The organism is Rahnella sp. P4_A8, assembly GCF_056402435.1.
Genome location: NZ_JBFUHK010000218.1, coordinates 1 through 1,541 on the forward strand (window position 1 = coordinate 1; position 1,541 = coordinate 1,541).

Below are 1,541 nucleotides of genomic sequence, written 5' to 3' on the forward strand. Positions count from 1 at the left end.
TGGTTTGATTTGTGGTTATTACGGTCGAACAGCACCAGATCGTCGCGGGTCAGCAGCGCGTTGGTGACGACTTTATTGGCCGCAGACGTGCCGTTGAGCACGAAATACGTTTTATCTGCGCTGAAGACTTTAGCCGCATACTTTTGGGCATCTTTCGCTGAACCTTCGTGGATCAGTAAATCGCCCAGTTTGACGTCCGCATTACACATGTCGGAGCGAAAAATATTCGGGCCATAGAAATCATAAAACTGGCGCCCTGCCGGATGACGACGGAAAAACTCGCCGCCCTGATGCCCCGGACAGGCGAAAGTGGCGTTCTCCATCTCGACATACTTTTTCAGCGTATCGAAAAACGGCGGGAATAAGGCTTCTTCATAAACCTGTGCGGCAGACTCAATCTGCGCGGCATAAAATGCCTGATTGGCGTCCGATAGCGTGATTACGCCTTTCAGCAACGGCAGAAACTCAGGTGAAACCTGCTCCGTCCCCTGCACCGCAACAAACGCGGGAATACCAAATCCCAGCGTTTCAATATCCGCCAGCCTGCCGTGGTTCAGGTCACCGACAGAAATAATGATGGCCGCAACGTCCGCGTAATCGGCGCGACGCAGGTCAACGACCAGACGTGCTGTCTGGAGATAAGGGGCGACGGAAGCGCTTGCTGCAAGTTTTAAGTGTTTCATTCAGGCTCTCAAACGGTTAAGTAAGAGGGTGTGCCAGGTGGCACGGCAATGAGCTGGCGCATACGTCATTAAAGGTATAGAGCGCAGAGTCCAGCCCGGCAAATGACGTTGGCTAAAGCGAGATATCGAGTGCAACAGAACAATGCCGGTATGGCAAAGTGGTGACAAATCGGGTTTCAGGCCAGGCCACGTCTGATAGACAACATTAAAATCAGAGAACTGTTCTGTTTTATTCTCTGTTTTTAATAATGCCTGACAGCGAGCAAACGGTAGCCTTACCGCATGAAAGAGACTACAAATGGAGGAAAACTGAAATCGTGGTGTTTACAGCACCCGGAGATCATCATCAGATTGTTTGTGCACTGACGAACAGTGCGATGTGATAAACCAGCCATGCCGCAACCCTCTTGAGCTGTCGCGTGAAAACGGGATCAGAGTTGTTTAATAAATCGGCGCAATAATGGCATCTTTTACCCCCCTGTTCAACCCTGAACATTGCGCGAATTTCTTACAGAATGCGACATGGATTACGCCCGGAATTTCCGCGCTTTTCGGGATTATTGCCGGGTACGAACGGGGTAAGCGGCCTGAACCCTAAGTTAAATCGTCAAATTGTCGTAAAAATCATCAGTCGGTTGACGAACCCCGCGGTTGTCACAAAAAGCCGTTGACGGCACATGCCCGATACGGTTTAATGCGCCCCGTTGCCCGGATAGCTCAGTCGGTAGAGCAAGGGATTGAAAATCCCTGTGTCCTTGGTTCGATTCCGAGTCCGGGCACCATATTTAAAGAAACCCGCCTATGGCGGGTTTTTTGCTTTCAGAGATACGGACTCTCCATCGAACTCCGTTCGATGAC

General features: G+C 50.7%; 1 protein-coding gene and 1 tRNA gene. One reads left to right on the forward strand and one right to left on the reverse strand.

Annotation, left to right across the window (positions count from 1 at the left end; translation table 11 throughout):
- Positions 1 to 683: Orn/Lys/Arg decarboxylase N-terminal domain-containing protein (locus tag AC1DUO_RS24855; protein WP_477989322.1), on the reverse strand; the 683-nt coding region annotated here is incomplete at its 3' end.
- A gap of 706 nt (positions 684 to 1,389) precedes the next feature.
- Here AC1DUO_RS24855 and AC1DUO_RS24860 point away from each other — a divergent pair.
- Positions 1,390 to 1,465, forward strand: a tRNA-Phe gene (locus AC1DUO_RS24860).
- The last annotated feature ends 76 nt before the right edge of the window (positions 1,466 to 1,541 follow it).